Raw genomic sequence first — 18271 nt, forward strand, 5'->3', positions numbered from 1 at the left:
ACTCCTGGGACTATAAGAAACAGGTTATGCAGATGTGCCAGTGTTTCAGGAGCTTGGACATGCGCTTTCGTATTGCCGCCGCGTTGCTGGCGTTGGTCGCCTCGTCCGGTGCGCAGGCGGCGCCGATTTCGGCGAAGAACCGCCCGGCTTATTGCCGTGGCGAGGCATCCGGCATGTACGGCACGCGCCCGCTTTATGTGAAGACCGCCAGGCCGGTGAAGGAGCATGGTGGGCAGGCGATTTACGGCACCGTCGACAAGGGCAGCGAAGGCATTAAGCGTTTCAAATGCCGCTTCGATGCGCGTGGCAATTTCATCGACGTGATGGCGCTGACGCCCGACGGCGAATGACCGTCAGGCGTAAGGCGGCTTGTGCAGGCCACGCTGGCTGAGCGTGAAGATCTCGCAGCCCGTTTCGGTGATGCCGATCGAATGTTCGAACTGCGCCGAAAGCGAACGATCGCGCGTCACGGCGGTCCATCCGTCGTCGAGCATCTTCACGTCGGGGCGGCCGATATTGATCATCGGTTCGATCGTGAAGAACATGCCGGGCTTCAACTCCGGCCCGGTACCGGGGCGGCCGACATGGACCACCTCGGGCGCGTCATGGAACACGCGGCCGAGGCCGTGGCCGCAGAAATCGCGGACGACGCCGTAGCGGTGCTTTTCCGCATAGGTCTGGATCGCATGGCTGATGTCGCCCAGCCGGTTGCCGGGCTTCGCCTGCTCGATGCCCAGCATCAGGCATTCGTGGGTGACGTCGACCAGCCGGCGCGCCTTCACGCCGACATCGCCGACCAGATACATGCGGCTCGAATCGCCATGCCAGCCATTGAGCAGGGGGGTGACGTCGACATTGACGATATCCCCCTCCTTGAAGGTGCGGCTGCCCGGAATGCCGTGGCACACGACATGATTGATGCTGATGCAACAGCTGTGCGTATAGCCGCGATAGTTCATCGTGGCGGGCACGGCGCCGCCCGCGATCGTCATGTCATAGACGAGGCGGTCGACTTCTTCGGTGGTGACGCCGGCCACGACGTGCGGCGCGACCGCGTCGAGGATCTCGGCGGCGAGGCGGCCGGCGGCGCGCATCCCTTCGAAATCCTTGGGCCCGTGCAGCTTGATGGCGCTGGTGCGCGAATGGACGGCTTCGTCGGCGTTCACATAGGTCGTCATGCGCGCCGGTATAGTCCCATCGTCGTCACTTTGCGAGGGCGGTTGGCCGCGCTATGGCCACAGACATGACATCCGACCGCATCTGGACCGCCGCTCTGCTGATCATCGGCGACGAGATTCTGTCTGGCCGCACGCAGGACAGGAATGTCGGGCAGGTCGCGACCTGGCTCAACACGCAGGGCATCCGCCTGACCGAGGTCCGCGTCGTCGCCGACGATATGGGCGCGATCGGCGAGGCGGTGAACGCGCTGAAGGCCCGCAACGATTATCTGTTCACCACCGGCGGCATCGGCCCGACGCATGACGACATCACGGTCGATGCGATTGCGGCGGCTTTGGGCGTCGAGGTGGAGATCCATCCCGAGGCGCGCGCGGTGCTGGAGGGCTATTACGAGTCGCGCGGCGGCATCAACGAGGCGCGACTGCGCATGGCGCGCGTGCCGGCGGGCGCGACCCTGATCAAGAATGCCGCGACCGGCGCTCCGGGCATCCGCGTGGGCGATATCTTCATCCTGGCAGGCGTGCCGCGCATCGCCGAACTGATGCTCGAGGCGCTGACCGGCACGCTGGAGGGCGGCCGCCCGATGCTGTCGCGCACGATCGGGTGCTGGGTGCCCGAAAGCGAGGTCGCCGATCTGCTGCGCGCGACCGAGGCGGATCATACGGGATCGCAGATCGGCAGCTACCCCTTCTGGCGCGACGGGCGCGGCGGGGCGAACTTCGTGGTGCGATCGACCGATCCGGCGACGGTGGAGGCGTGCATCGCCGCGATCGGGGCGGGGCTGACGGCGCTGGGCTACGAGCCGGTGGCGGACGGGATCTGATCTCAATCCTCCCCCGCCAGGGGGAGGTGTCAGCGTAGCTGACGGAGGGGGAGGTGTCAGCGTAGCTGACGGAGGGGGAGGGCGGCGACCAACTGGAGGTCATCGTGTCCTCCCCCTCCGTCGCCTTCGGCGCCACCTCCCCCTGGCGGGGGAGGATAAAGGTTCAGCCTTTCCGCGCATCGAACGCCGCCCGCGCCGCGTCGATCGCCGCAAGGTTCGCCTCGGCCCATTGCCACACGCCGCAGAAGGCCTCACCGAGGCTGTGGCCCAGGTCGGTGAGCTTGTAATCGACCCGCGGCGGGACGACGGGGTGGACGGTGCGCGTCAGCAGGCCGTCGCGTTCCATCGCGCGGACCGTCTGGGTCAACATCTTCTGGCTCACGCCGGGGATTTCGCGGGCGAGCGCGGTGAAGCGCAGTTCGCCATTTTCCTCCAGCGCCTCCAGAACCAGCATCGTCCACTTGTCGGCGACCCGGCCGATCACCTCGGTCACGAGCGCCTCGACACGCGGATCGGTGGAGAAGGGGAAGTCGTGCGGGGACGTCGCCATCATCACTTACCTTTGGGTAACTACGGCACTTTCAGGTGCCTTCTTTCGAATCGAAACTAATGGACTAAATAAGGGTCATCCTCCTCCTGAACAAGGATTTGAACGATGAAGACCAGCGGTAACGTTATTCTGATCACCGGCGGCGGCAGCGGGATCGGGCGCGAGCTTGCGCGCCGTTTCAACGATCTGGGCAATGACGTGATCGTCGCGGGCCGCCGCCGCGATGCGCTCGACGAGACGATTGCGGGCCGCACCGGCATGCACGCGATCGAACTCGACGTCGAAAGCGCGGAATCGATCGCGGCCTTCGCGGCGAAGCTGATCGCCGAGCATCCGCGCCTCAACGTCGTGATCAACAATGCCGGCATGATGCGCACCGACGATCTGACGCGTGGTGATGGGCTCAACGGCGCCGAAGAGACGATCGTCACCAACCTGCTCGGCCCGATCCGGCTCAACGCGGCGCTGGTCGATCATCTCAGGACGCAGGCCGATGCCGCGATCGTCAACGTCAGCTCGGGCCTTGCCTTCGTGCCGTTCCCCAAGGCGCCCGTCTATTCGGCGACCAAGGCGGCGATCCACAGCTACACCGTGATCCTGCGCGAGCAGCTGCGCGGAAGCATCGAGGTGATCGAGCTTGCGCCGCCTGCGGTGCAGACCGGGCTGACCCCCGGCCAGTCGACCCGCGAAGGCTATATGCCGCTGCAGGATTTCATCGATGAGGTGATGGGCCTGTTCGCGACCCAGCCGACGCCCGCCGAAATCCTGGTCGATCGCGTCAAGCCGCTGCGCTTCGCCGAGGCCGAAGGGCGGTATGACGATGTGCTGGCGATGCTGAAGTCACTCTAAGCGGCGTTCTCCGCGTCCACTTCGCGCATCGGCTTCGCCATCGACAAAGCGATCAGCGCCGCAAATGCGAAGATGGCGGCGATGATGAAAGCGGCGCCCGCGAAGTGGACCGGGGCCTTCGGGCCGGTGAAATAAGCGAGCGCGGGGTTGAGCAGCAGCGGCCCCGCAATCGCGCCGATCGCGTTCAGGCTGCCGATGAAACCCTGCATCTCCCCTTGCGCATTGGCGGGCGCGCGCTGCGACATCATCGCGGTGATCGACGGCTGGACGAGCGCCTGCAGCGCGGTGGCGCCCACCAGCACGAAGGCGATCGATCCATAGGGGTTGAAGGCGTGGGCGATATAGCCGACCGCCGCGACCGAAACGCCCAGCATCGCCGTCTTGCGCTCGCGCAACGCCTTTACGATGCGGCCGAGAATGCCGCCCTGCACGATCGTCATCGAAATGCCGGCGACCGCCAGCGACGCGCCGATCATCCCGTTCGACCAGTCGAAGCGCGCGATCGCGAAGAAGCTCCACGTCGCCGGATAGATCATCGAAGCGATGTTCCAGAGCAGCAATATGCCGGCGAGGCCCAGCACGCCCTGCAGCTTGCCCGCCGCCATCAGCGCGCCGACCGGATTGGCGCGACGCCACTGGAAGGCGCGGCGATTTTCGACGGCGAGCGTCTCCGGGAAGAAGAACAGCCCGAACAGGAAATTGAGGGCGGAGAAGGCGGCGGCGGCATAGAAGGGCGCTCGCGCGTCGATCTCACCCAGCAAGCCGCCGATCGCCGGGCCGACGATGAAGCCGATCCCGAACGCCGCGCCGACCAGGCCGAAGCTCTTGGCGCGGTTCTCGGGCGCGGTGATGTCGGCCAGTGCGGCGGTGGCGGGGCCGAAGGATGCGCCGAAAATGCCCGCGATCAGCCGCCCGGCGAACAGCCATGCCAGCGTCGGCGCGAAGCCCATCAGCAGATAGTCGATCGTGAACCCGCCGAGCGCCAGCAGCAGCACCGGGCGCCGCCCGAACCGATCGCCGAGATTGCCGGCCAGCGGCCCGCACAGGAACTGCATCACCGCATAGATCGCCGACATCCAGCCGCCGATCCACGTCGCGGTGGCGATGTCGACATGGCCCAGCTGCATCACGAGGCGCGGCATCACCGGGATGATGATGCCGAAGCCGATCGCGTCGATCAGGATCGTGGCGACGATGAACACCGCCGCATTGCGGCCCTTGGACTGGGTGGCCATGATTCCTCTGTCGCCCGGCCTCTCCCCTGCGCCGGACCTTCCCCTCATCGACGGGCGGCGGGGGAAAGGCAAGGGGGCGTTGGCGTTTCGATCTGTGACGTGCCGAACCGGGTTCGGCTTTGTGGTTTACGCAGCCGGATCGGCGGATGGATGCGCAAAAGGCCATTTGGGTGCGAAGGGGATGGAACCCGCGCCTTTCCCGGTCCATTACGCCTCCACAACAGGGAGAAGATGTCGCCATGCTGAGGATCGCCGTCGCTTATGTCGCCACCCTGATCGTGTTCGCGATCATCGACGCGATCTGGCTGACGCAGGTGGGGCCGCACCTCTACAAGCCGATCATCGGATCGATCCTGGCGCCCGAGCCGCGGATGATCTCGGCTGTGATCTTCTACCTCATCTATATCGGCGGCCTGGTCTATTTCGCGGTCAATCCCGCTTTGTCGGGCGCCGGCTGGCAGGGGGCGCTGGTGAAGGGCGCGGCCTTCGGCTTCTTCTGCTACGCGACCTATGATCTGACCAATCAGGCCACCCTGGTCGTGTGGTCGAGCAGGATCACGCTGGCCGACATGGCCTGGGGCACCTTCGTCTCGGGTTCGTCGGCAACGGCGGCCTATTTCCTGACGCGGATCGTCACCAAATGAAGATAGAAGGCGGTTGCCATTGCGGGCTGGTGCGGTTCGAAGCGACCGTCGACGACGGGCCGATCGAGGTGCTCGATTGCAACTGCTCGATCTGTTCGATGACGGGCTTCCTGCACCTGATCATCCCCGACACGCGCTTCCGCCTGCTCGAAGGGCAGAAGGACACGACAACCTACCGCTTCGGCAGCGGCAAGGCGCGGCACATCTTCTGCTCGCAGTGCGGGATCAAGAGCTTCTACCGCCCCCGATCGCACCCTGACGGGATCAGCATCCACCTGAAATGCGTGGACGACTGGGAGGATCTGGACGTCCGGATCGTGCCGTTCGACGGCAAGGATTGGGACAAGGCGAAGGCGGCGCTTTGAACTCCTCCCCGGGACGGGGAGGGGGACCGCGAAGCGGTGGAGGGGGCAAGAGGCAGGCGATGTCGTTCGCCGCCAGCCCCCTCCGTCGCCTTCGGCGCCACCTCCCCGTATCGGGGAGGATTTTCAGGCGCTGGGCTTCAGCCGGTAATGGCTCACCGCCCACGGCACGCCGTCCTGCCAGCCGAAGAGGCCGGCGGTCGCCAGGAAGAACATCCGCCAGCGGCGTTCCCACAGGTTCGCATCCTTGCCGTAGGTGTCCTTCAGGATCGGGCGGATTTTGTCGATGTTGGCATCGAACCGCCGGAGCCAGTCGAACGCGGTGCGTTCATAATGCTTGCCGTTCCAGCGCCATTCCTCCTCGACGGTGAAATGCTGCGGATATTGGCGGATCAGGCCGTGGCTGGGCATCACGCCGCCGGTGAAGAAATGCTGCGCGATCCAGTCGGCCTTGTCGGCATGATCGAAGCGGTAGCAGGATTTATCGTGCGTGAAGATGTGGATGAACAGATAGCCTTCGGGCTTCACCCACCGCTTCACGCGGCCGAGCAGCGCATCCCAGTTTGACATATGTTCGAACATCTCGACCGAAACCACACGATCGAAACGCTTTTCCGGCTGGAAATCGTTCATGTCGCAGGTGATGATCGTCAGGTTGGTCAGCCCCTTCGCGGCGGCCAGCTTCTCGATATGCTGGCGCTGGCCGTGCGAGTTGGAAACGCCGGTGATCCGCGCATTGGGGAAGGTTTCGGCCATGTAGAGGCTGAGCGAACCCCAGCCGCAGCCAAGCTCCAATATGTCCAGCCCGTCCTCGATCTTCGCATGCTCGACCGTCTGGGTGAGCGCCGCCACCTCGGCCTCGGCGATCGTCGAGGTGGGGGAGGGATAGAAGCACGAGCTATATTTGCGGCGCGGGCCAAGGCACAGGTCGAAGAAGCCGGCGGGCACTTCGTAATGCTGCGCGTTCGCGTCGTCGGTGTGGGTGGCGATCGGGTAATCGGCCATCGTCCTGGCGAATTCGGCATCGTTGCTCGGCAGCTTGGCGAGCCGGCGGCCGGTATTGCCGACAAGGAAGCGGACACCGCCCAAAGTGACGGGGTCGGGAAGCGGCAACCGCTCGACGGCGGCGGTGGCGGCGGCGATCAGATCCATGAAGCGTCTTACTTTCTGGGAGGGAGAGGGAAGAAGGCGCTGGTGCGCGCCTGATAGTCACGAAAGGCCTGGCCGCGAGAGCGGAGCATATGCGCCTCCAGCGGGGGGATTCCCGAGGCATAGACGAGCAGCCAGTACATCAGCACCGGGCCGATCAGCGCCAGCCAGCCCTGCCACCAGCCGCCTGTGAGATCGATCGCGATCACGGCGTAAGCGACCCAGCCGAGCCATTCGAAGAAGTAGTTGGGATGGCGCGACCAGCCCCACAGGCCGACATCGCAGACCTTGCCCTTGTTCGCCGGGTTCTTCGCGAAGGCGCGCAACTGCCGGTCGGCCACGCCTTCGCCGATCACCGAGACGATCAGGATCGCTAGCCCGATCCAGTCGGTGAGCAGCGGGAAATCGCCCGGCCGATGCGCGGCCGCGAAGATGCTGGCGACCAGGCCGAGGCCGCACAGGGCCTGAATCTGAAGGAACTGAAACAGTCGCAACTGGAAACGATCGCCCCATTCGCGGCGCAGATCGGCGTATCGCGGATCTTCCGTTTTCGCGCTTAGCGTGCGGATGAGGATGTGATGTCCCAGCCGGATCGACCAGAAGATCACCATTGCGGCGACGAGGCCGGTGCGCAGCGTGGGCGCCCCGCCGACATGCGCGAAGCAGACGATGATCCCGCCCAGCCCGATCGCGAAAGACCAGAAGACATCGGCCCAGCCCGACTGGTTGGTGCGCGTCTGCACCCACCATGCGGTCGCCATCATCACCGACAGGACGATGGCCGCGACTATGATGCTGGTGATGGCTGTCATGCCTGCCCCCGATCGTCCCCCTTCGTCATTTGGTAGGCAATACGGCGGGCGAGGCCAAGTGGTTGCGATGCGGGTGCGATCGTATCGCCCATTTCCCCACTTCGTCATTGCGAGCGAAGCGAAGCAATCCAGGCCCGCACTAGAGTTAGGTCGCGAGCCACTCTCATGCGGGCCTGGATTGCTTCGTCGCCTTCGGCTTCTCGCAATGACGAGGAAAGGGAGGCGGGGACCGTTACGCGGCCGGGGCTTCCGCATCGGCTCCCTACAGTTTAGCTGTGCGGCCGGGGACGGTTCGCAACCCGCGCGCCATCGCGCCCGTAACTGGGCGAGGGCCGGGGCAGGCCGTGCATTCAGGTGGGGTATCGTGATGAGTGAAGGCCGCAGCGGACAGCGTATCGCGGTTGTGGGCAGCGGGATCGCCGGGCTTTCGGCGGCGTGGCTGCTCGCGAAGACGAACGACGTGGTGCTGTACGAGGCCGAAGCGCGTCCCGGTGGGCACAGCCGCACCATCGACGTCGATATGGGCGGCGGTCAGACGCTGCCCGTAGATACCGGCTTCATCGTCTATAACGATCGCACCTATCCCAATTTGATCGCGATGTTCCGCCATCTGGGCGTCGATGCGCGCGTGACCGACATGAGCTTTGCTGTCTCGCTCGACGACGGGAAGCTCGAATATGCCGCCGGCGACCGGATCTGGCAGCTGTTCGCACAGCCATCCAACCTGTTTTCGGCGCGCTTCTGGTCGATGCTGCGCAACCTCGTCCGCTTCTATCGCGAGGCGGCGGCGGGGATTGGCGGCTTCGGCGATATGACGCTGGGCCAGATGCTAGAGCAGGGGCGTTATGGCGATGCGTTTCGCGACGATCATCTGTTGCCGATGGCGGCGGCGATCTGGTCCGCGCCCGCGCAATTGCTGCTCGATTATCCGGCCGAGGCGTTCGTGCGCTTCTGCGACAATCACGGCCTGCTCAATCTGGGCGCGCGCCCGAAATGGCGGACGGTGGTGGGCGGCAGCCGCACTTATGTCGAACGGCTGCTGAGCGACTTCGGCGGCGAGTTCCGCGTCGGAACACCCGTTGCGCAGGTCGAACGCAAAGGCGGGCAGGTGACGATCGTCGACACCGCCGGCCATCGCGATACGTTCGACGATGTGGTGATCGCGTCGCACGGCAATCAGGCGCTGGCGATGCTCGCCGATCCCAGCCCGCAGGAGCGCGCGATCCTCGGCGCCTTCCGCTATTCGATCAACCAGACCGTGCTGCACGACGATCCGGCGCTGATGCCCAAGCGGCGTTCGCTGTGGGGCGCGTGGAATTATTTCGGCCGCCGCCACGCCAATGATGCGACCGGCGATCTGTGCGTGTCCTACTGGATGAACCGTCTGCAGGGTTTCGAGACGAAGCGCCCGCTGATCGTCACGCTCAACCCCAATCGCGCGATCGGGGCGGGGCATGAACTGAACCGCACCACCTTCGAACATCCGATCTTCGATCATGCCGCGCTGGAAGCGCAGCGGCAGATCTGGGGCATTCAGGGCGCGCGCAACACCTTCTTCTGCGGCGCGCATCTGGGCGCGGGCTTCCATGAGGACGGGCTGCAATCGGGCCTTGCGGTCGCCGAGATGCTGGGCGCGAAGCGGCCGTGGACGGTCGAAAATCCCAATGGCCGTCTTTCGATGGAACTGGTCGGTAACGCGAAGGCGGCCGCGGCGTGAAATCTGCGATCTATACGGGCGAAGTCTTTCACCAGCGCTATCGCCCGCGCGCGCACAAGCTGCGCTACAAGGTGTTTCAGTGCCTGTTCGACCTCGACGAGATCGACGCGCTGTCCGCTAAATCGCGGCTGTTCTCGCGCAATCGCTTCAACCTGTTCTCCTTCTTCGACAGGGATTTCGGCGATCGATCGGGGGTGCCGCTGCGCCCGCAGATCGAGGCGCTGATGCGGCAGGCGGGGCAGGAACCCGATGGCGGCGCGATCCGTTTGCTGACGATGCCCCGGATGCTCGGCCACGTCTTCAACCCGCTGTCGGTGTGGTTCTGCCACCGCCGCGACGGGGCGCTGTCGACGATCATTTACGAGGTGACGAACACCTTCAAGGAACGCCACAGCTACGTCATCCCGGTCGATGGCCCGCAGGACGGCACTATCAAGCAGGCGTGCGACAAATGCTTCTATGTCTCGCCCTTCATGGACATCGACATGCGCTACGACTTCACGGTCGATGTGCCGGGTGATCGGACCAAGGTGATCGTCGAGGGTAGCGACGCCAACGGCCCGCTGATCATGGCGGCCTTCGCGGGCGCGCGGCGCGAGATGACCGATGGCGAATGGGTGCGCCAGTTCGTGCGCCACCCGCTGCTGACGCTCAAGGTTGTCGCTGGCATCCATGTCGAGGCGCTCTGGCTCTTCCTCAAGCGGGTCGGCGTGCGCCGCCATGTCGCGGTGAGCGGCGACGGCGTCTCGATCGTCGCGCCGCAGATGGCGGCCGCAGAATGAGCGTAGCCTTCCGGCGTGAGGGGGACGACGAACATCTCGAACCCAAGTTCGAGCTGCCGATCCCGCCCGGCCCCAACCTCGTCACCGAAAACGGCCTGAAGCTCATCGAAACCAAGGTCGCCGCACTCGAAGCGCGCGTCGCCGAGGGCGGTGACGAGGAGACGCTGAAACCCATCAAGCGCGACTTGCGCTACTGGCGCACCCGCAAGGCGACCGCAGAGGTTCAGCCTGTGGCCGACGGCGAGGAAGCCGCCTTCGGCACCCGCGTCCGCTACAAACTCAACGGCAAGACCAACGAAATCGCGATCGTCGGCGACGACGAGGCCGATCCGGCGGCTGGTATGATCTCTTTCTCATCGCCCATCGCCCGCGCGCTGATCGGCGCGGCCGAGGGCGAGCGCGTCGACTTTGCGGGACGTGCCGAGGCGATCGAAGTGCTGGGGGTGAAGCCGCTCTAGCTACCAGGCGGGCGCGGGGCGTTCGGGGCGTCCGGCGGCCCATTCGTCGAACAGCGGCGCAAGTTCGGGCGGCAGCTCTGCCGCGAACGCCTCGCCTAACGGATATTGGGGCATCGTCAGGTCGACCGTATCGAGCAGGGCGATCCCTTGCGCGCGGTCCTTCGGTCGCTTGAGCGGATTGCGCTTGGCCTGTCCCGACATCCACAGCTTCTGGAGCGCGAACCAGCGGGGATCGGGCGCCACGATCCGGGCCGGCGCGCCGTCGCGACCGACGACGACATGATCGACCGGTTGGCCGAGCAATAGCCATTCCTGTTCTGGCAAGGCGACCGGCATGGGGCGATCGGTGCGGCCCATTGTGTCGACCCGCGATGGCGCCGCCAGAATCTCGACTTCGTAGGCTTTCGAATTGCGAGCCTGAAAGGGGCGTTCGGTGTTGACCGTGAAGGTGGAATCGACCGCCTTGAGCATATCCCAGACCGGCTTGGCGGCTTCATCGGCTGCGCTGGCGGACCATGTGAGATCGAAGTCGAAGGTTTCGTCGGGCACGGCGCGGATGAAGCCCCCGGCTTCGATCTGATAGGCGGGCAGGGCATTGGTGCCGACGACCGTCAGGTGGCTGCCCAGCAGGGCGCGTCGATCGGTTTCGCGCAGGATCGCGCCCGCCTCGCTGGCCAGCAGGGGAAGCCGCAGGGCGCGGTAGAGTTGGCAGCTTTCCGCGAGCGAAATGCGGCTGTCGTCACGTTGCTGTTTCAGCGCCGCTTTCGTCGTGCGATAATCGTCGAACTGTTTCTCGAGATTGGGCGACCACGGGCCTAGGCTGCGGCCATTGCCGCTGCGGTCGGCAATCTCATAGAGATAGGCGCGCCCACCGATTTCCTTGCGGCGCAGATCGTAAGGGAGGGCGGCGAGGGCACGTTCGGCCTCCATCCACACCTCGTAGCGCTGGCGAAGGTTGACGAGGGTGCGTGCCTGTTCGTCGCTGAAGGGGTCGACGCGGGTTCTCACCGTTTATCCCACAATTTTCGCTTTTCGGAATATGTGGGATAAATCCCGAAAAATCAATCTTTGGGCGTGAAAGGCAAGGATTGATCCCCGTCAATGCCGCAACCGTCTTCCAGGCGCAGGGCAGTCTCCATCAGGGAAGAAGGAGACAGACTATGCGCCGCAACATCATCCTGCTCGCCACGGCCGCGATCGCAGGCATAGCGGCCCCCGCGCACGCCAAGCAGGGCGACGTGATCGTTCGCGCCCGCGCGATCCTGGTCGCGCCGAACGAAAAGAGCAGCAGCATCCTGCCCGCCTTTCCGGGCGAGAAGGTGAAGGTGAACAATTCGATCATGCCCGAGGTCGACGTCACCTATATGGCGACCGACCATGTCGGCTTCGAACTGATCGCCGCGACCACCAAGCACAATGCGAGCGGCAAGACCGGGACCACCGGCACGCTGGGCAAGCTGGCATCGACCTGGGTGCTGCCGCCCACGCTGACCGCGCAATATCATTTCGCGCCGGAGGCGAAGGTGCGACCCTATGTCGGCGCGGGCGTGAACTACACGATCTTCTACAGCGAGAAGGCGTCGAAGGCGCTGCGCGGTGCGGTGGGGCAGACCGACGTGCACATGTCGGACAGCTTCGGCTGGGCGGCGCAGGCGGGCATCGACTTCGATATTACCGAGAAGATCTTCATGAACGTCGACGTCAAATATATCGATATCGACACGAAGACGCGCCTCACCACCGCCAATGCGGGCGTGCAGCGGGTGAAGGTCCACCTTGATCCGCTCGTGTTCGGGATTGGCATCGGCACGCGCTTCTGACGGCCGGCACCAAGGGGCGCCTTAGCGGGGCGCCCCGAGATGCTCGCGGAAAATCTCGACGACTTCGGCATAGAGCCGCTTCTTGAACGGCACGATCATGTCGACCAGGTCGTTCGCGTCGGCCCATTTCCAGACGCGGAATTCGGGATGCTCGGTCTCCAGATTCACGTCGGCATCGGTGCCCAGGAAGCGGGCGACATACCAGTGCTGGGTCTGGCCGCGATATTTGCCGCCCCACATCCGGCCGACCATTTCGGGGGGGAGATCGTAGAGCAGTTCCTGGGGCGCCTTGGCGATGATCTCGACGAGGCGGGGCGGGATGCCCGTCTCCTCCTCCAGTTCGCGCAGTGCGCCGGTCAGCGGGTCTTCGCCGGGGTCGAGCCCGCCCTGCGGCATCTGCCAGGCTTCGAGTTTGGTATCGATGCGTTGCGCCACGAACACCTTGTTTTCGGCGTTCAGCAGCATGATCGCGGCGGCGGGGCGATAGGGAAGATCGGTCATGATGGCCTCAGGTCGATCAAAGTGCGGAAAAGCGCAAGGCTGCGCGCGAGATCTGCGTTCGCGGAGGGGAGCGCGCGGCGCAGCGTGAGCCAGCCGTGGATCGTGCCCGCCGCCTCGTCATAGGTGACGCTGCCGCCCGCCTCGACCAGCGCCTTGGCGAAGGCGCGGCCCTGATCGAGCAAGGGATCGAGCGACGAGGTCGACACCAGCACCGGCGGCAGGCCCGCGAGCAGACCATAAGCGGGCGATGCGCGCCAATGCTTGAAATCGGGCGCATAACATTCGTTGAACCAGCGCAGCAGATCGGCGGTCAGCATATGCTTTTCGGCGAACCGCTCGGTCGAGGGATAGCGGCGGCGCAGGTCGGTCGCGGGGTAGAGCGCCCAGATCGCGGTGACGGGCAGGGCGGCGGTTGTCTCGCGCAGCGCCATCGCCGATACGATCGAGAGCGTCGCCCCCGCGCTGTCGCCCGCCAGCGCGATCCGATCGTAAGAGCGGCCGAACAGATCGGGCTGCTCCGCGATCCAGCGCAACGCCGCCTCGCAATCGTCGGGTGCTGCGGGCCAGGGATGATCGGGCGCGAGGCGATAGGCGATCGAGATAACGGGAAGCCCGGTCCCGTTGGCGATCGCTGTCGCAGCGCTGTCATAGGTGTCGAGATCGCCCAGCACGAAGCCGCCGCCGTGAATGAAGACGATCAGCGGCCCCGCCTCGTCGCGCGCCTCCTGCGCATCGTAGAAGCGCGCGGCGATCGTTCCGTGCGGCGCAGGGATGTCGATGTCGCGCCGGAACGCGATCGGATCGGCGGGCAGATCGCTGCGCGCATTGTCCTGCGCCGATTGCGCGCGGGCCTGCGCGGCGGGCATCGTATAGAGCGCCGGCCGGTCCATGCCATTGATCTTGTCGAGGAACGTCCGCACATCGGGACGGATGAAGTCGCTATCCATGACCGACGAGGTGGGGCAGGGCGCGCACGCTGGCAAGATGCTGCATGTCGTCCACCACCCCGATTATGTCGCGCCGGGCGCGGTGGGCAGCGGCTTCGCCTTCGACAAATATGGTCTGGTGATGCAGGCGCTGGCCGAAAGCGGGGTGCCGCATATCATCCACGCGCCCGATCCGATGCCGGTCGGCTGGATCGAGGCGATCCACGATCCGGCCTATGTCGCCGAGGTGCTGGCCTGCGCGGTGCCGCCGGTGAAGGAACGACGGATCGGTTTCCCCATCGTCCCGCGCACCGCGCGCCGCGCGCAGCTGGCACCGGGGGGAACGTGGATGGCGGCAAAGCTGGCGCTCGAACATGGCTATGCCGCGAACATGGCGGGCGGGAGCCACCATGCGCTGGCCGATACGGGCGCGGGCTATTGCGTGTTCAACGATCTGGCGATCACCGCGAACCGGCTGATCGAGGAGGGCGATGCGGGGCGCGTGATGATCGTCGATCTCGATGTTCACCAGGGCGACGGCACCGCAGCCCTGCTCGCCAGACGACCCGACATCTTCACCTTTTCGATCCATGCCGAGAAGAATTTCCCGGCAAGGAAGGCGCGCAGCAGCTTCGATCTGGGCCTGCCCGATGGGACGGATGACGCCGCTTATCTGATCGCGCTCGGCGAAACATTGCCGCGCGCGATCGACGATTTCGCGCCGGACATCATCCTCTATCAGGCGGGCGTCGATCCGCATGGGGACGATCGGCTGGGACGACTGGCGCTCAGCGACGAGGGGCTGGCGGCGCGCGATGGCTTCGTGATGCACGAGGCGCGGCGGCGCGGATTGCCGATCGCGAGCGCGCTGGGTGGCGGCTATGGCGCGGATCGGATGGCAGTGGCGCGGCGCCATGTCGCGACGATCCTTGCGCTGCATCGGGCATTTGTCGCGGCGCCACTGACGGCGTAGAGCGGGGCCGATCGAAAGGATGCCCCCGATGTCGCTCCGTTTTGCTTTGCTCGCCGCCATTTCCGCGCCCGCTCTGGCCGCCGCGCCCAAGCCCGTGGCCCCGGCACCTGCGCCGGTGATCCTGACGCCCGGTCCCAATTGGAACGGCATGTCGGCCGAAGGACGCACGATCGCGGCGCGCATCTATGCCCAGCCCGATCCGCGCGCAGGCGAGCTCAAGAGCGAGATCGACGCGCTGCGGCTCGAACGCACCCAGTTGATCGCCGCCGTCCCGATCGACGTCGACGCGCTCGAATCCTTGCTCAAGAAGGATGAGGATCTGCAGGCCGAGCGGCGTCGGCGAAGCAACGCCAAGCTGATCGAACTGATCCGCGCGCTGCCCGAGGCCGATCGTGCCGTGCTTTTGAAGACGCTCGCAGCCCCCGCGCGTCCGGCGCGTTAAGGGGCGCATGACTGCTTCCATCGCCTGGTTTCGCCAGGATCTTCGCCTTTCCGATCAAGCCGCCGTCGCCGCCGCGACCCATGAGGGGCCGTGGATCGGGGTCTATGTGCTCGACGACGATGCCGCCGGCGCGTGGGCGACCGGTGGGGCGCAACGCTGGTGGCTCCACCACAGCCTGACCGCGCTGGGCGAGACAATCCGCGAGCGCGGCGGGCGGCTGGTGCTGCGCCGGGGCGATGCGGTCGCCGAGGTGCGCGCGGTCGCAGACGCGATCGGCGCGAAGACCGTTCACGCCATCCGCCATTATGAGCCGTGGTGGCAGGCGGCCGAAGAGGCGCTCGCCAAGCATCTCGATCTGCGCATCTACGAAGGCGGGCGGCTGGCCGCGCCCGAAGGCGTATTGACCGGATCGCATACGCGCTACCGCGTCTTCACCCCCTTTTGGCGCGCGCTCAAGGAACAGATGCCGCCGTCGACCCCGCATCCGGCACCTTCGGCCTTCACCGCGCCGCACGTCGCGATCGAGGGCGACAAGTTGTCCGACTGGGATCTGCTGCCGACCAAACCGAACTGGGCGAAGGGCTTCGACATCTGGACGCCGGGGGAGGTGGGCGCGCGCGAGGCGCTGGCGGACTTCCTGCCGAAGATCGAAGATTATGACCATGACCGGAACATGCCGGCGATCGACGGCACGTCGCGCCTGTCGCCGCACCTCCACTTCGGCGAAGTCTCGCCAGCCTATGTCTGGCACCGCGCCGCGAAGCATAGCCGCGCCAAGGCAGAACCCTGGCTGCGCGAAGTGGCGTGGCGCGATTTCGCCGCGAACGTGATCGATATCCTGCCAGATTACGGACGGCGCAATGGCCGTGAAGCCTATGATCATTTCCGCTGGCGGACGGGATCTGCGGCCGATCGCGATTTCGATGCGTGGACGCAGGGGCGCACCGGATACCCGATCGTCGACGCGGGGATGCGCGAACTGTGGGCGACCGGCGTGATGCACAACCGCGTTCGCATGATCGCGGCGTCCTTCCTGATCAAACATCTGCTGATCGACTGGCGGCGTGGCGAACGCTGGTTCTGGGATACGTTGGTCGATGCCGATTACGGCAACAACGCGGTCAACTGGCAGTGGGTGGCGGGCACCGGGATCGACAGCAACCCGTTCGGCCGGATCATGGCGCCGCTGGTGCAATCGCGGAAGTTCGACGCGGGCGACTATATCCGGGAGTGGGTTCCCGAACTGCGCGGCCTGGAGGGCGACGCGATCCACGATCCGCACGAAGCGGGATGCGCACCGGACGATTATCCCGAGCCGCTGATCGGCCACCGCGAGGCACGGGAGCGGGCGCTGGCGGCGGCTGGCAAATAGCCGTCACCCCGGCGGAGGCCGGGGTCTCAGGCGGCTCCTGCGTGCCGCTACTCTCCTGAGATCCTGGCCTCCGCCGGGATGACGAAATTTGCGGGGTGACGACACATAACGCAACAAACCCGCTTCCCGCCCCGTATCCCCCGTTATACAGCCGGTTATCGACGCTGTTGTGAGGGGAGCAACACAACCGATGAATGCCCAGCCGCCCGCCGCTCGCGGACGCCATCTCGTCAAGGCCGATCGGGGTTTCGCGACCGGCGCAGGGTTGATCGCCCGGCTGTTCGCGCCGGGATTCCAGCGGTTGCTCGATACGATTCACACCGGCCTGGTCGAAGGCGCGATCGAGGCGACCTTGCCCGACGGCAGCTTCCGCGTGCTGGGCAATCCCACCAACGGCCCGGTCGCGATCTGCGAACTCAAGAACTGGATGCCGCTCGTCCGCCTCGTCACCGCCGGTTCGGTCGGCTGGTATCGCAGCTGGGCTGAGGGGGAATGGACCAGCCCCGATCCGGTGCCGATCTTCGATCTGTTCATGCGCAACCGGCATCCGCTGGGCGAGCTTGGCCGCGCGCAGGGGCCGCTGCGCGCGTTCAACATGATCCTGCACGCTTTCCGCCGAAACAGCCGCGCGAACAGCCGCAAGAACATCGCATTCCACTATGATCTGGGGAACGACTTCTACGAACTCTGGCTTGACCGGACGATGAGCTATTCGTCGGCGCTGTTCGCCGATCCGATTTCGCCGTCCGAGACGCTGGAGGACGCATCGGTCCGCAAGATCCGCGCGATGCTCGACCGGCTCGATCTCAAGCCCGGCGACAAGCTGCTCGAAATCGGCTGCGGCTGGGGCGGGTTGGCCGAGGTCGCGGCCGCCGAATACGGCGCCGACGTTACCGGCATCACTTTGTCGATCGAACAAAAGAAATATGCCGACGATCGGCTGGCTGCGAAGGGGCTTGGCGATAAGGCGCGTTTCGAAATCTGCGATTATCGCGACGTGCCCGATCAATATGATGCGGTCGCCAGCGTCGAGATGGTCGAGGCGGTCGGCGAGGAATATTGGCCGGCTTACATGCAGGCGATCGCCCGCGCGCTGAAGCCGGGCGGCAAGGCGTCGATCCAGTTCATCTCGATCGACGATGCGGTCTATGACAGCTACCGCACCGATCCAGATTTCGTGCAGACCTATATCTTCCCCGGCGGGATGCTCATCTCCGAAAGCCGCTTCCGTGCGGCGGCGGAAAAGGCGGGGCTGGAATGGCGCGATCGCCACGGCTTCGGCCTCCATTATGCCGAAACGCTCAAGCGCTGGCGCGTCAGCTTCGATGCGGCCGTGGCGGCCAACAAGCTGCCCGACGGCTTCGATGCCGAGTTCATCAAACTGTGGCGTTTCTACCTGATGTATTGCGAAGGCGGCTTTGCCGGCGGCGGCATCGACGTGGCGCAGGTGACGCTGGTGAAGCGCTGATATCCACCCCCTCGTCATTGCGAGGAGCCGCAGGCGACGAAGCAATCCAGGCCCGCACTGGAGTTAGGTCGCGAGCCTCTCTCATGCGGGCCTGGATTGCTTCGCTACGCTCGCAATGACGAGGTGGGTGGTCGAGGCGTTTCCATACAATTGTAAATTCAACACAGGTTAGTTTTGGGCGCGGAACTTTTGGCGCTTTTCCGCGGTTG

The 18271-nt window shown here is 65.3% G+C and carries 21 protein-coding genes; 13 read left to right on the top strand and 8 right to left on the bottom strand.

The genetic code is table 11. From position 1 onward, the window contains the following. Positions 1–59 precede the first annotated feature (59 nt). Positions 60–350, top strand: coding sequence for a hypothetical protein (locus EOD43_RS09475; RefSeq protein WP_127743230.1), 291 nt, complete (start codon positions 60–62; stop codon positions 348–350). Between the two features lie 3 nt (positions 351–353). Here EOD43_RS09475 and map read toward each other — a convergent pair whose 3' ends face one another. Next, positions 354–1178, bottom strand: coding sequence for a type I methionyl aminopeptidase (map, locus tag EOD43_RS09480; protein WP_127743231.1), 825 nt, complete (start codon positions 1176–1178; stop codon positions 354–356). 65 nt (positions 1179–1243) lie between these two features. On the opposite strand from map, the gene EOD43_RS09485 reads away from it, so the two are divergent. Further along, positions 1244–2002 carry a competence/damage-inducible protein A gene (locus EOD43_RS09485; RefSeq protein WP_127743232.1) on the top strand — a complete coding sequence of 253 codons (759 nt, stop codon included), beginning with the start codon at positions 1244–1246 and terminating at the stop codon, positions 2000–2002. 163 nt (positions 2003–2165) lie between these two features. Here EOD43_RS09485 and EOD43_RS09490 read toward each other — a convergent pair whose 3' ends face one another. Continuing rightward, the gene (locus EOD43_RS09490) at positions 2166–2552 is read right to left on the bottom strand and encodes a winged helix-turn-helix transcriptional regulator (protein WP_127744693.1); all 387 of its coding nucleotides are present in this window, start codon (positions 2550–2552) and stop codon (positions 2166–2168) included. 105 nt (positions 2553–2657) lie between these two features. Between EOD43_RS09490 and EOD43_RS09495 the strand changes: the two genes are divergently transcribed. Further along, positions 2658–3401 (top strand): SDR family oxidoreductase, encoded by a 744-nt coding sequence (locus EOD43_RS09495; protein WP_127743233.1) that lies wholly within the window; start codon positions 2658–2660, stop codon positions 3399–3401. On the opposite strand, the gene EOD43_RS09500 is transcribed toward EOD43_RS09495, so the two are convergent. After that, a complete protein-coding gene (locus EOD43_RS09500; RefSeq protein ID WP_127743234.1) occupies positions 3398–4636 on the bottom strand; it encodes an MFS transporter in 1239 nt (412 codons plus the stop codon). The genes EOD43_RS09495 and EOD43_RS09500 overlap by 4 nt on opposite strands. A 239-nt stretch (positions 4637–4875) precedes the next feature. Here EOD43_RS09500 and EOD43_RS09505 point away from each other — a divergent pair, with 239 nt between their 5' ends. Together EOD43_RS09505 and EOD43_RS09510 are read left to right on the top strand one after the other, a co-directional pair. Continuing rightward, complete coding sequence (locus tag EOD43_RS09505) at positions 4876–5280, top strand: DUF2177 family protein (protein WP_127743235.1); 405 nt, start codon at positions 4876–4878, stop codon at positions 5278–5280. Continuing rightward, positions 5277–5645: a GFA family protein gene (locus EOD43_RS09510; protein ID WP_127743236.1), complete on the top strand. Its 369-nt coding sequence runs from the start codon at positions 5277–5279 to the stop codon at positions 5643–5645. Before EOD43_RS09505 ends, EOD43_RS09510 begins: the two co-directional genes overlap by 4 nt. Before the next feature lie 123 nt (positions 5646–5768). Here the strand turns inward: EOD43_RS09510 and EOD43_RS09515 are convergent, their stop codons facing one another. Next, positions 5769–6794, bottom strand: coding sequence for an SAM-dependent methyltransferase (locus EOD43_RS09515; RefSeq protein ID WP_127743237.1), 1026 nt, complete (start codon positions 6792–6794; stop codon positions 5769–5771). An 8-nt stretch (positions 6795–6802) separates the two neighbouring features. After that, positions 6803–7603: a DUF1295 domain-containing protein gene (locus EOD43_RS09520; protein ID WP_127743238.1), complete on the bottom strand. Its 801-nt coding sequence runs from the start codon at positions 7601–7603 to the stop codon at positions 6803–6805. A 367-nt stretch (positions 7604–7970) separates the two neighbouring features. Between EOD43_RS09520 and EOD43_RS09525 the strand changes: the two genes are divergently transcribed. Genes EOD43_RS09525 through EOD43_RS09535 form a run of 3 tightly spaced genes read left to right on the top strand, consistent with a single transcriptional unit; the run spans position 7971 to position 10560 of the window. Continuing rightward, the gene (locus EOD43_RS09525) at positions 7971–9320 is read left to right on the top strand and encodes an NAD(P)/FAD-dependent oxidoreductase (RefSeq protein WP_127743239.1); all 1350 of its coding nucleotides are present in this window, start codon (positions 7971–7973) and stop codon (positions 9318–9320) included. Beyond that, the gene (locus EOD43_RS09530; protein WP_127743240.1) at positions 9317–10102 is read left to right on the top strand and encodes a DUF1365 domain-containing protein; all 786 of its coding nucleotides are present in this window, start codon (positions 9317–9319) and stop codon (positions 10100–10102) included. The genes EOD43_RS09525 and EOD43_RS09530 overlap by 4 nt, the downstream gene beginning before the upstream one ends. Then, positions 10099–10560, top strand: coding sequence for a GreA/GreB family elongation factor (locus EOD43_RS09535; protein ID WP_127743241.1), 462 nt, complete (start codon positions 10099–10101; stop codon positions 10558–10560). Before EOD43_RS09530 ends, EOD43_RS09535 begins: the two co-directional genes overlap by 4 nt. On the opposite strand, the gene EOD43_RS09540 is transcribed toward EOD43_RS09535, so the two are convergent. Then, positions 10561–11568, bottom strand: coding sequence for a GSU2403 family nucleotidyltransferase fold protein (locus EOD43_RS09540; protein WP_127743242.1), 1008 nt, complete (start codon positions 11566–11568; stop codon positions 10561–10563). A gap of 152 nt (positions 11569–11720) precedes the next feature. Here EOD43_RS09540 and EOD43_RS09545 point away from each other — a divergent pair, with 152 nt between their 5' ends. Next, entirely contained in the window at positions 11721–12380 is a 660-nt protein-coding gene (locus EOD43_RS09545) for an OmpW/AlkL family protein (protein ID WP_127743243.1), read from the top strand. Positions 12381–12401: 21 nt separating this feature from the next. Here the strand turns inward: EOD43_RS09545 and EOD43_RS09550 are convergent, their stop codons facing one another. Then, positions 12402–12881, bottom strand: coding sequence for an RNA pyrophosphohydrolase (locus EOD43_RS09550; RefSeq protein ID WP_127743244.1), 480 nt, complete (start codon positions 12879–12881; stop codon positions 12402–12404). Continuing rightward, positions 12878–13828 carry an alpha/beta hydrolase gene (locus EOD43_RS09555; protein WP_127743245.1) on the bottom strand — a complete coding sequence of 317 codons (951 nt, stop codon included), beginning with the start codon at positions 13826–13828 and terminating at the stop codon, positions 12878–12880. The genes EOD43_RS09550 and EOD43_RS09555 overlap by 4 nt, the downstream gene beginning before the upstream one ends. Positions 13829–13865: 37 nt before the next feature. Here EOD43_RS09555 and EOD43_RS09560 point away from each other — a divergent pair, with 37 nt between their 5' ends. The 4 genes from EOD43_RS09560 to EOD43_RS09575 all read left to right on the top strand — a co-directional run bounded on the left by EOD43_RS09560 (position 13866) and on the right by EOD43_RS09575 (position 18062). Continuing rightward, the gene (locus EOD43_RS09560) at positions 13866–14780 is read left to right on the top strand and encodes a histone deacetylase family protein (protein ID WP_127744694.1); all 915 of its coding nucleotides are present in this window, start codon (positions 13866–13868) and stop codon (positions 14778–14780) included. Positions 14781–14808: 28 nt separating this feature from the next. Then, positions 14809–15222 (top strand): hypothetical protein, encoded by a 414-nt coding sequence (locus EOD43_RS09565; RefSeq protein WP_127743246.1) that lies wholly within the window; start codon positions 14809–14811, stop codon positions 15220–15222. A gap of 7 nt (positions 15223–15229) precedes the next feature. Continuing rightward, positions 15230–16594: a cryptochrome/photolyase family protein gene (locus tag EOD43_RS09570; protein ID WP_127743247.1), complete on the top strand. Its 1365-nt coding sequence runs from the start codon at positions 15230–15232 to the stop codon at positions 16592–16594. A 190-nt stretch (positions 16595–16784) separates the two neighbouring features. Further along, positions 16785–18062, top strand: a complete 1278-nt coding sequence (locus tag EOD43_RS09575; RefSeq protein ID WP_127743248.1) for an SAM-dependent methyltransferase — start codon at positions 16785–16787, stop codon at positions 18060–18062. Positions 18063–18271 lie beyond the last annotated feature (209 nt).

Source organism: Sphingomonas crocodyli, assembly GCF_004005865.1.
Classification (GTDB): Bacteria; Pseudomonadota; Alphaproteobacteria; order Sphingomonadales; family Sphingomonadaceae; genus Rhizorhabdus; species Rhizorhabdus crocodyli.

What these genes read in the sequence shown, in the direction of transcription:
- EOD43_RS09515 (WP_127743237.1), bottom strand. Translation starts at nt 6,794, where the DNA reads ATGGATCTGATCGCCGCCGCCACCGCCGCCGTCGAGCGGTTGCCGCTT.
- EOD43_RS09575 (WP_127743248.1), top strand. Translation starts at nt 16,785, where the DNA reads ATGAATGCCCAGCCGCCCGCCGCTCGCGGACGCCATCTCGTCAAGGCC.
- EOD43_RS09555 (WP_127743245.1), bottom strand. Translation starts at nt 13,828, where the DNA reads ATGGATAGCGACTTCATCCGTCCCGATGTGCGGACGTTCCTCGACAAG.
- EOD43_RS09505 (WP_127743235.1), top strand. Translation starts at nt 4,876, where the DNA reads ATGCTGAGGATCGCCGTCGCTTATGTCGCCACCCTGATCGTGTTCGCG.
- EOD43_RS09560 (WP_127744694.1), top strand. Translation starts at nt 13,866, where the DNA reads ATGCTGCATGTCGTCCACCACCCCGATTATGTCGCGCCGGGCGCGGTG.
- EOD43_RS09490 (WP_127744693.1), bottom strand. Translation starts at nt 2,552, where the DNA reads ATGGCGACGTCCCCGCACGACTTCCCCTTCTCCACCGATCCGCGTGTC.
- EOD43_RS09565 (WP_127743246.1), top strand. Translation starts at nt 14,809, where the DNA reads ATGTCGCTCCGTTTTGCTTTGCTCGCCGCCATTTCCGCGCCCGCTCTG.
- EOD43_RS09550 (WP_127743244.1), bottom strand. Translation starts at nt 12,881, where the DNA reads ATGACCGATCTTCCCTATCGCCCCGCCGCCGCGATCATGCTGCTGAAC.
- EOD43_RS09475 (WP_127743230.1), top strand. Translation starts at nt 60, where the DNA reads ATGCGCTTTCGTATTGCCGCCGCGTTGCTGGCGTTGGTCGCCTCGTCC.
- EOD43_RS09520 (WP_127743238.1), bottom strand. Translation starts at nt 7,603, where the DNA reads ATGACAGCCATCACCAGCATCATAGTCGCGGCCATCGTCCTGTCGGTG.
- EOD43_RS09545 (WP_127743243.1), top strand. Translation starts at nt 11,721, where the DNA reads ATGCGCCGCAACATCATCCTGCTCGCCACGGCCGCGATCGCAGGCATA.
- EOD43_RS09485 (WP_127743232.1), top strand. Translation starts at nt 1,244, where the DNA reads ATGACATCCGACCGCATCTGGACCGCCGCTCTGCTGATCATCGGCGAC.
- EOD43_RS09495 (WP_127743233.1), top strand. Translation starts at nt 2,658, where the DNA reads ATGAAGACCAGCGGTAACGTTATTCTGATCACCGGCGGCGGCAGCGGG.
- EOD43_RS09500 (WP_127743234.1), bottom strand. Translation starts at nt 4,636, where the DNA reads ATGGCCACCCAGTCCAAGGGCCGCAATGCGGCGGTGTTCATCGTCGCC.
- map (WP_127743231.1), bottom strand. Translation starts at nt 1,178, where the DNA reads ATGACGACCTATGTGAACGCCGACGAAGCCGTCCATTCGCGCACCAGC.
- EOD43_RS09535 (WP_127743241.1), top strand. Translation starts at nt 10,099, where the DNA reads ATGAGCGTAGCCTTCCGGCGTGAGGGGGACGACGAACATCTCGAACCC.
- EOD43_RS09510 (WP_127743236.1), top strand. Translation starts at nt 5,277, where the DNA reads ATGAAGATAGAAGGCGGTTGCCATTGCGGGCTGGTGCGGTTCGAAGCG.
- EOD43_RS09525 (WP_127743239.1), top strand. Translation starts at nt 7,971, where the DNA reads ATGAGTGAAGGCCGCAGCGGACAGCGTATCGCGGTTGTGGGCAGCGGG.
- EOD43_RS09570 (WP_127743247.1), top strand. Translation starts at nt 15,230, where the DNA reads ATGACTGCTTCCATCGCCTGGTTTCGCCAGGATCTTCGCCTTTCCGAT.